Origin of the sequence: Mesotoga sp. HF07.pep.5.2.highcov, assembly GCF_003666285.1 — a bacterium.
Lineage (GTDB): Bacteria > Thermotogota > Thermotogae > Petrotogales > Kosmotogaceae > Mesotoga > Mesotoga prima.
The window spans coordinates 1-736 of record NZ_JFHJ01000562.1 but is presented as its reverse complement, the minus strand read 5'-3'; the positions used below and the strand labels follow the sequence as shown (position 1 = coordinate 736).

Below are 736 nucleotides of genomic sequence, written 5' to 3'. Positions count from 1 at the left end.
AAAAGAACCATGACAAAAGATCCTTTCTGTTCGACCTTTGAATCACATTACTTCGTCAGAAAGTAATCCTCAATTCCTGTGACGAGAGCTTCCACGAGCTTTTCCCTGTAATCTCTGGTAGAGAGAAGGACATCTTCTTCGGGATTTGACATAAAGCCCGCTTCGAAGATTAGTACGGGAACTTCTGACCAGTTGAATCCAGTAATATCGTCGCGTGGCCTAATTCCAAGTGAATCTATACCATCGATCTGCAATAGACTTGCCATGATCTTTTCCGCGGCCTTTTTGCTGTCCGAATAGATCAATGGACTTTGAGCAGAGGTTTCAGATGGAATTAGTAACATGAATCCTTTGAGGCTGCTATCGGAGCTATAGTCAGCATGGACTCGAATACAAAGATCGGCATTCGCCTCGTTTGCTATCTTCGCCCTTTCAACATTGCTTATGTTGACATCGTGACTATCTCTGGTCATGACAACTTCATACCCTTCCTGAAGAAGCCTATCCCTCAACATGAAAGAGAACTCCAAATTAAAAACGTATTCTGGAATACCGGTCGAGGATCCGCGTGTCCCAGTGGAAACCCTTGCCTTAGTCATTTCCGAACCTGGAGCTATAGGTTCAAGAGTCAGGTCCGCTTCTTTCTGATGACCGGGGTCGATGCAGATAGTAAGCGAAAAAGCAAATGTGGAAAAAAAGAGAGCAAGAATAACGACAAACTTTCTTCTTTCTGAAC

The 736-nt window shown here is 43.9% G+C and carries 1 protein-coding gene; it reads right to left on the bottom strand.

Annotated elements, in window-relative coordinates; genetic code table 11:
- Positions 1–47: 47 nt before the first annotated feature.
- The coding region (locus BG32_RS11910; protein WP_147435001.1) for an N-acetylmuramoyl-L-alanine amidase at positions 48–736 on the bottom strand (689 nt) is incomplete at its 5' end.